General features: G+C 23.4%; 9 protein-coding genes. 5 read left to right on the top strand and 4 right to left on the bottom strand.

The window, feature by feature from the left end; genetic code table 11:
• The 4 genes from L8X97_RS08185 to L8X97_RS08170 form a co-directional block, all read right to left on the bottom strand.
• Positions 1-161 (bottom strand): DUF5710 domain-containing protein (locus L8X97_RS08185; protein ID WP_257911330.1); only part of this gene is annotated, 161 nt, incomplete at its 3' end.
• Between the two features lie 107 nt (positions 162-268).
• Positions 269-994 carry a hypothetical protein gene (locus tag L8X97_RS08180; protein ID WP_263663061.1) on the bottom strand — a complete coding sequence of 242 codons (726 nt, stop codon included), beginning with the start codon at positions 992-994 and terminating at the stop codon, positions 269-271.
• A gap of 63 nt (positions 995-1057) precedes the next feature.
• Positions 1058-1471: a type II toxin-antitoxin system VapC family toxin gene (locus L8X97_RS08175; RefSeq protein WP_044599615.1), complete on the bottom strand. Its 414-nt coding sequence runs from the start codon at positions 1469-1471 to the stop codon at positions 1058-1060.
• Entirely contained in the window at positions 1468-2367 is a 900-nt protein-coding gene (locus L8X97_RS08170) for a replication/maintenance protein RepL (RefSeq protein WP_173777055.1), read from the bottom strand. Before L8X97_RS08170 ends, L8X97_RS08175 begins: the two co-directional genes overlap by 4 nt.
• 630 nt (positions 2368-2997) lie before the next feature.
• Here L8X97_RS08170 and L8X97_RS08165 point away from each other — a divergent pair.
• The 5 genes from L8X97_RS08165 (at position 2998) to L8X97_RS08145 (ending at position 7752) form a co-directional block, all read left to right on the top strand.
• Positions 2998-4095, top strand: a complete 1098-nt coding sequence (locus L8X97_RS08165; protein ID WP_263663060.1) for a DUF262 domain-containing protein — start codon at positions 2998-3000, stop codon at positions 4093-4095.
• On the top strand, positions 4079-5110 hold the full coding sequence (locus L8X97_RS08160) for an AAA family ATPase (protein WP_263663059.1): 1032 nt from the start codon (positions 4079-4081) through the stop codon (positions 5108-5110). Before L8X97_RS08165 ends, L8X97_RS08160 begins: the two co-directional genes overlap by 17 nt.
• Positions 5110-5841 (top strand): hypothetical protein, encoded by a 732-nt coding sequence (locus L8X97_RS08155; RefSeq protein WP_263663058.1) that lies wholly within the window; start codon positions 5110-5112, stop codon positions 5839-5841. Before L8X97_RS08160 ends, L8X97_RS08155 begins: the two co-directional genes overlap by 1 nt.
• Positions 5842-6228: 387 nt before the next feature.
• A complete protein-coding gene (locus L8X97_RS08150; RefSeq protein WP_147576130.1) occupies positions 6229-6537 on the top strand; it encodes an EexN family lipoprotein in 309 nt (102 codons plus the stop codon).
• A 12-nt stretch (positions 6538-6549) separates the two neighbouring features.
• On the top strand, positions 6550-7752 hold the full coding sequence (locus L8X97_RS08145) for a hypothetical protein (protein WP_263663057.1): 1203 nt from the start codon (positions 6550-6552) through the stop codon (positions 7750-7752).
• Positions 7753-7924 lie beyond the last annotated feature (172 nt).

The following is a 7924-nucleotide window of genomic DNA, read 5'->3' as shown; positions in this document are numbered from 1 at the left end:
TAAGAATTACTTTTATTATTTAATGCGGTTTTATCTAACCATTTTTTAAATATATTAATATCTAATGATTTTGGTGCAAACCATTGTTTTTGTTTGTTATCCCACATTGCACCAAGTTTTTTAGCTTCACGAATATCTTGATATGGAACAAACAAAAACATTCTTTTTTTTGGCAAGATATTCCCCTATTTATTTTAATTTAATGTTAGATTGACTATAATTTCAAGGAAATTCAAGGGACTCCTTGTGTCCCATCCTTATTTTATTCTTAACAATATTTCAAAATTTCTTTATCAAAAGTTTTAATTATATCACTTAAGAATAAATCTATTTTTTGTGGATTTAATCCTATGCTAGTGTCTTTAAATTTTGTCGTTAATCTTGGATAATATTTTCCATTTTTTTCCATTGTTTTTAATATATTTTCCCAATGATAGCTTCTATTTCTTAGATTTTGTAATAAACTAAGAATTATATCTACCTTATGCATATTTCTAAAGTTTCGTTTCTTTTCATCTTTTAAAAAGAAATTTTTATTACTGCTGTCATAATCTCTAAAATCAATATTTTTTACATCCATTATAGAATTTTGTAATTTATTTTTTTTAATGAGATAGATAATAGTTCCTAAGCTCATACAAGAAAGATATTGATGATGGGATAAAATCTTATTTTTTTCTCTATTTTCAATTTCAATCTTAGCTTTTTTAATATTTTCATCATTAGAGTTTTTTATCCAATCATTATCTTGTTCTGATAATTTACTATCAAGTTTATTTCTAAGAATAATTTCTAATGTTGCAATTTTTGGAGTGATTTTTCCTACAAGTTTAAGGTTATCATAATGCTTTACAATATCATCATTATAGGAAGATAATCTTATCTGCGATAGCAACTCATGAAATTTTATCTTATTTAATGATTTTTTTTGAATATATATTATTTTATATAGATAAAATAATATATATTCTATTAAGTTTTTATTTTTTTTCATATTATCCTCTAATTTCTGAATGTTTTAAATATCTTAACATAACACGAGATAGATGAAATATTATTATATGTTTGTATCACCATATCTTTTTATAGGTATTTTTAAATTTGGAAAATTTTTATCCATAGTATAAATTGCTGTGCAATTTTCTTTTTCTGCACAAAAATACTGCAAATAATCTTCAAAATCACCTTTATTTTGCAAGTAAAAATCACAAGCCATATTAATAACGCTTGATCCAAATGAAACTATATCAAAATATGGATTTGTTATTGTGTTTTTAAAAAAAGACATAAGGGCTGGTAATTTATCTTTATCTATTAAATAAGCGATAGTTGAAATCATATCTTCTGAAAACACTATTTTTATTTCATTAGATATTAAAAAATATATTAATTGTTTAGCTTGTTCATTATTTATTCTTGCTTCGTCAAAAAAATCAATAAAAATATTTGTATCAAGAAATACTTTTTTCATATATTACCCTTTTTTAAGTCATTTTCTAAAAATTCTTTTTTCATTTCTTTGGCTGTTTTACTTGGATGAAAAGCTCCATTAAACATACCTGCAAATTCATTAATAAAAGCCATTGCCTTTTGCTCATTTTTGCTTCCATTGAATAATGTAGGTTCTTCATTATCATTTGAAGTTAAGCTAGGAATGTTACTATTAACATCAATTATCTTCTCTTGTTTTAATGAAGGATAATTTATTTGCTCATCATCTTTTTTAGAAATAATCACTTGATTTTCTACAACATTCTTATCTGAAGCTATTTGCTTAACTTCTTCAATAACATAATGATCTGGATTTCTCTTAATTTGCTCAAGACCTTCATATTCACTTTCAACTGATACTTCTTGCTTAAATTCTAAATTGTCAAAATCAAAAGTTTTAACGACAGTTTGTCTTAATTTTTTTAGATCTTTAAAAGAACCCTTGCCTATGATTTGAGGATTCATAATATATGAATTTGAACCAATAATATCATATTCTTTTCTCTGCTCTTCTGTTACTTTAAAAATAACTTGTTTATCTTCAAGTTCTTTTATCGCACGATAAACACTTGATTTTCCTAAAATCTTCCTACTTTCAAAATAATGAACGAACTCACTATTATATTGAAAAACATTTTGATAATTTAAATTTTTAATCATCATCAACACAACTCTTAAAGCAGGATTTGAAAGATTATCAGTAAGAAAGCTAATGTTTTCTACAAATAACTTAATAAAATCATCTTTGGTTTTTTCTCTTTGTAAAAAAGAACTTATTACTGTGGTAACTTCTCCTGTTACAGCATCAACTTTCTCTTGAACATTACTATATAATTTTTTAGTTTCTTTGTTTTCTAAATTAACTATCTTTGCCATATATTACCTTTTCCCAAAAATTAAAAAACATTATAGCATTATTTTCCCAAAAAATGATAAATTCCCAAATAAAAAAACAAATTGTATCCCATACAATGAATTTTATTGATTATTTTGGGAAAAATTACTTTTTTAGTTTTTTCCCACCACGAGCAGTTTTTGTCCCACGGGTGGGAAAATTTGTCCCACGGGTGGGAAAATCAAAAACCTTAATAAATAGCTATTTTATAGGCGTTTGAGAGCATTTTTTATAAGTCTTTTTCTTCTTTATCTGTTCTTAAATTCAAAAAACCGCAAATTTCGCTAACGCTCATTTGCCAATAATGTAAATCAAAAGTAATAATATTACTTTTGAACTTTTATAATAACAAAATCCAAAATAAAAAATTAATAATTTTTCTTTAAATTAAGGCTTTCTAAATAAAGTCTTCCAGCTTTTTTTATATTAGTTAAAGTTTCTTTATAGGTATTTCCTTGTGTAATATAATTTTCAAACACATACAAAATGTCCATCTAGACTTTTTCAATAATAATATTTAGTGATACTTAATTTCCTCACTGTTTCAAAAAAGAAGTTTTAATTTAATTATTTATGTTAGAATATATAAAAAATTATATAAGAAGTTTTAAATGAAAGAATTAGAAGGTGAAAATTCTTTAGATATTAATAATGATGAAAATTATAAACAAATTTATCCTCTTGAAAAGATAAGAATAGAAAAAGGGCGTATGAGTCTTTTTGAGATAAAAAGAAGGCAAGAAAGAGGTGATATTCAAATAAGTCCGGAATTTCAAAGAGAAGATGTTTGGAATTATAAACAAAAATCAGAGCTTATAGAATCAGTGCTTATGGGTATTCCTATCCCTGTATTTTATTTTTTTGAATCTAAAGATACTAAAATTCAAGTAGTAGATGGTAGACAAAGAATTACAACATTTATTGATTTTATGAATGATGAATTTGATTTAAAACAAGTAAAAATTATTACAGATATTATTGGCAAAAAATTTTCCGATTTAAATGTTGTCCAGCAAAGAAAGATTGAAGATTATCAGGTTGATACCTATACAATTCAACCACCAACTCCAGAGCAAGTAAAATTCAATATTTTTGATAGAGTTAATCGAGGTGGGACTAGATTAAATAACCAAGAAATGAGAAATGCTCTTTATCAAGGAAATTCCACTAAGCTTATTGATGAACTAAGTAAAGAAGAGTGCTTTAAAAAAGCAACTGCTTATTCTATCAAATCAAATCATATGAAAGATAGATATATAATTTTAAGATTTATTGGATTTTATATTTATTATTCTAAAATAACCAATAATATTGAATATAAAGGAAATATTGATGATTTTTTGTCTGAAATTATGTTGTTTTTAAATAATACCATAGATATATATTTAATTAGTGAACTAAAATTTATGTTTAAAAATACAATGAATTTTACATATGATAATTATGGACAAGATATTTTTAGATTTAATAATCTTAATGGAATAAATAAAAGACCGATAAATATGGCTTTATTTGAAAGTTTAAGTTATTTATTTACTCTATGTATGCAACAAGGTAAAAAACCTCCAAAAGAAGCTATAGATAATTTAAAATTAGAATTTGATAAATCAGGGAAATTTGTTAGCGGGATTGATAGTGTAACTAGTGTAGATTATAGATTTAATAAGGTAGATAAATTTTTAAAGGACTGGAATGATTACAAATCTTAAAATGAAAAACTTTAAAAGTATTAGTGATTACAATTTTGAATTTAAACCATTGACAATTTTAGCTGGGACCAATTCTTCTGGTAAATCAAGTATTATCCAAGCACTTTTATTTTGTTCTTATTATGCTAATAAAGATATATATTTAGAGGATTATTTGCGTAATTTTGGAGAAGGGAAAGATCTTTTATGTTTAGAATCAAATGAAAATCAGATTAAAATTACTTCTAATGTAAATAATGGAGAAATATTTTCTTTGGTTTTTGAAGATAATCAATGGGTGAAATCAAATAATAATTTTTTTGTTTTTGAAGAAAAATTATTTCATCTTTGTTCAAATAGAATTGGACAAGAAAATTTTGGGAAAAAACATTATACTTTAAGAAGTGGGAATAATGGAGAATATTTATTTGGATTTTATGAAGAAAATAAAAATAATGCTTTAAAAAATGATAGACTTATATGCGATCAAGAATCAGATTCACTATCAATGCAAATCAGATTTTGGATAAATAAAATTTTGGAATTAAAGCTTGAGCCAATAACTCAAAAAATTGATAGCAGTGGTGTAAAAATATTGTATAAAAATTATGATTTAGGTATGGAATTTTCTCCATTTAATTTAGGTTCAGGTGTTAGCTATCTTACTAAAATATTAATTTTAGGATTATCTTTAGAAAAAGGCAATATCTTAATTATAGAAAATCCTGAAGTTCATTTGCATCCAAAAGCGATTTCAAAATTAACTGATTTTTTTGTTTTTTTAATAAAAGCTGGAATTCAATTAATAATAGAAACCCATTCTGAACATATACTTAATGGAATTCGATGGAATGTTTTTAAAGAAGAAATATCACAACAAGATGTTCAAATTTATTATAGAAATAATATAAATAACAATTTCCAATCTATTGGGATTAATAAACAAGGCAAATATATTAATAGTAATGGCGAGATTATTGATTTCCCTGAGGGATTTTTTGATAGCGATTTAGATCATCTTTTGGAAATGATGTAATGAAATTTACAATGGTATTAGAAGATAGTTTAGCAGAAGAATTGTGTAATTTTAAAAATAAAAAAGAATGTAATATCAAAATTATTGAAAGAATTTTATATTATTATAAACAATATGTTTTATTACGAAAAGAATATATGAGAAGATATTATGATAGTGAAACTTTAAAATCTATTCTCGGACAAAAGACTAGTTTAGAATATAGCGATGATTTAGAATGTCTTTCTAAGAATACTATATATAAAATTATTTTATCTGAGAAACAATATGATTTTCCTTATGTAAATATTTTTGAAGATAAAATAGAAAATAATTTTACAGCTAGTTTTATAAAAAATGAAGATAGAAAAAAAGCTAAAGAACATTTAAAAGCCTTATTTTTAAATGCAAATCATTTGTTTGTTTATGATAAATTTATAAATAACAATCAGATGGAATTTATAAAATTTGCTGAAGAATGCTTTCCGAGAAAAAAATTAAACATTTTTTATCCTATTGAAAATGGAATGAAATTTCCGAATAATTTATGTACTGACTTGAAAAATATATATAAAGAATGGAAGATTGCAGAGAATGGAGATTGTGTAATTAACAGAAAATATAATTATTTGCACGATAGATATATAATTGTAGATAAGAAAATTCAAATTATTTTAACTAGTGGTATTGATAATTTAATGGATATTAAAAAAGATTTTACATACATAATAAGAGAATTACAAAATATATAATTAATGTATATTGTCAGTCACTAAAATAACTATTATATATTAGTAATTTTAATATATAATAGTATTTACTTTTAAGCAACCTTTACATTTGTACCTATTTTCCTAATAGCATCAATAATTTGCTGTAAGTTTTTACCTAGATTGCCAATAATGTAAATCAAAAGTAATAATATTACTTTTGAACTTTTATAATAATAAAATCCAAAACAATAAAATATTCATAAAAGAAATTTTTTAAACTAAAATAGCTATAATTAAATAAAATAATCTCAAATCAAAAAATTAAATTTTTTATTTATTTTTATATCTAATTAATATTTTTTAGATATAATTTCAATATCATTAAAATATAACGGACATATTTAAAAAATATATCAAGGATATGAAATGAAAAAAGTAGTTTTAGGGTTAGCTTCTCTTAGTCTTATTGTTTTTTTAGGTGCTTGTTCATCAGAGCCTAAGTCTATGGAATATTTTAAAGACTCCAAAAATGAAAAAGAATTAAAAGATACTTTAAAATATTGTAAAGATAATAGAGACTCTATACTAAAAGATAAAACTTCAAAAGAATATATAGAATGTGAAAATGCTTTTAAAGCAGATATAGGTAAATCAATGGGGAAAGAGCCTTTGAGTGATGTGGAGCTTGCAAAACAAGCTGAAGAAAAAGCAAAAGCTAGTGGCTTATTTGACTAAATAGGAGTGAAAGTGTCTAAAGAGAAGAATGAGAAATTAGAGGAATTACAAGAAGAAATTAACAAAGTTAGAAAGCTTTATGAACAACTTAAGAGCGATTATTCTATAAATAAAGCATTTATTGATAGTAATAGTGATGATTCTTTGAAATCACTTATTAATAATGAAATTAATAGTTATCAAGAAGTAGAAAGAGAGATACAAGAAAGAATAAATAAATTAAGTGAAGCTTATAATTATTTGTTGAATAATGATCAGAGTGGTAAAAGTAGACTAACACGAATTCAAGAAGTTACATCTGATAATATAATAAATGATATTAATCAAAAAATAAATAATATTAATAATTCGTATGCAGAAATATTTTTAAGTGATAAGGGAAATATACCCAGTGATTTATTGAACAAATATGAACAAATTAATGTTATTTATAATGATTTAATAATTATAAAAAATAATGAAAACTTAAATAAGGTAGAGGAATTAAATAAAAAAATAGATGATTTTTTGAGCAAATATTCTGAAATAATAGGTAATGAAGAAAATTCAAAATATAAGACCTTTATTTCAAATTATACTGATTTTGAAAAGAAAAAAAGAGAATTAGATGATTTTTATAAAATTGTATTTGGTTCAGATGATGGCAATATTCAATCTTTAAAGAAAGAATTAGAAGAGAGAAAAGAGCAATTAAAAAAAGTAGAAGAGGAAGCAAAAAAAGTTATAGATTTATCTAGTGATGCAGGACTTGCAGCTGGATTTTTTAAACAAGTAGAACAAGCTAATGATAATAAAAAGAAAAATTTATATTTTTTTGCTGGAGCAATATTATGTATGGCAATATTTAATTTTCTCACTATTGATTGGCAAAATTTAAATAATATTGATTTGGTTTCAGCTATTGTTAGATTAATGATTAATACCCCTTTTATATGGGCTGCTACTGTTGCAAATATTAATTTAAATAAATATATCAAACTTGAACAAGAATATGCACATAAAGAATCTTTAGCAAAATCATTTGAAAGATATAAAGATCAGATCAAAGATTTGTCAGCAAATTATGAAACAGATGAGAAGCAAGTTGAGTTAATGATAAAATTACTAGATACAAATATTGAGGCTTTTAAGAAAAATCCTTCTGATAATATTGAAAAAATTCGTCCAAATAATATTTTAATGGATATGCTAAGAAAAAATAAAAATGATGAGTAATATAAAATATCCACCCAATATCAATAATATATGATATAAATATTAACTAGAGATTTTAATCCCTAGTTAATTCTTTATCAGAATTTTCTTTTTTTAGGCATATTACTTTATCCCTAAACATCTGCATTTTAATTTCTTTTGTTACAAATTCTAACCCTTTTGCAAGCATTAA

This window comes from Campylobacter sp. CNRCH_2013_0671h, assembly GCF_025773055.1.
Classification (GTDB): domain Bacteria; phylum Campylobacterota; class Campylobacteria; order Campylobacterales; family Campylobacteraceae; genus Campylobacter_D; species Campylobacter_D lari_D.
This window is presented reverse-complemented; position numbering and strand designations above follow the sequence as displayed.

Coding starts and splice junctions, on each gene's coding strand:
- L8X97_RS08180 (WP_263663061.1), bottom strand. CDS start 994: ATGAAAAAAAATAAAAACTTAATAGAATATATATTATTTTATCTATAT.
- L8X97_RS08175 (WP_044599615.1), bottom strand. CDS start 1,471: ATGAAAAAAGTATTTCTTGATACAAATATTTTTATTGATTTTTTTGAC.
- L8X97_RS08170 (WP_173777055.1), bottom strand. CDS start 2,367: ATGGCAAAGATAGTTAATTTAGAAAACAAAGAAACTAAAAAATTATAT.
- L8X97_RS08165 (WP_263663060.1), top strand. CDS start 2,998: ATGAAAGAATTAGAAGGTGAAAATTCTTTAGATATTAATAATGATGAA.
- L8X97_RS08160 (WP_263663059.1), top strand. CDS start 4,079: ATGATTACAAATCTTAAAATGAAAAACTTTAAAAGTATTAGTGATTAC.
- L8X97_RS08155 (WP_263663058.1), top strand. CDS start 5,110: ATGAAATTTACAATGGTATTAGAAGATAGTTTAGCAGAAGAATTGTGT.
- L8X97_RS08150 (WP_147576130.1), top strand. CDS start 6,229: ATGAAAAAAGTAGTTTTAGGGTTAGCTTCTCTTAGTCTTATTGTTTTT.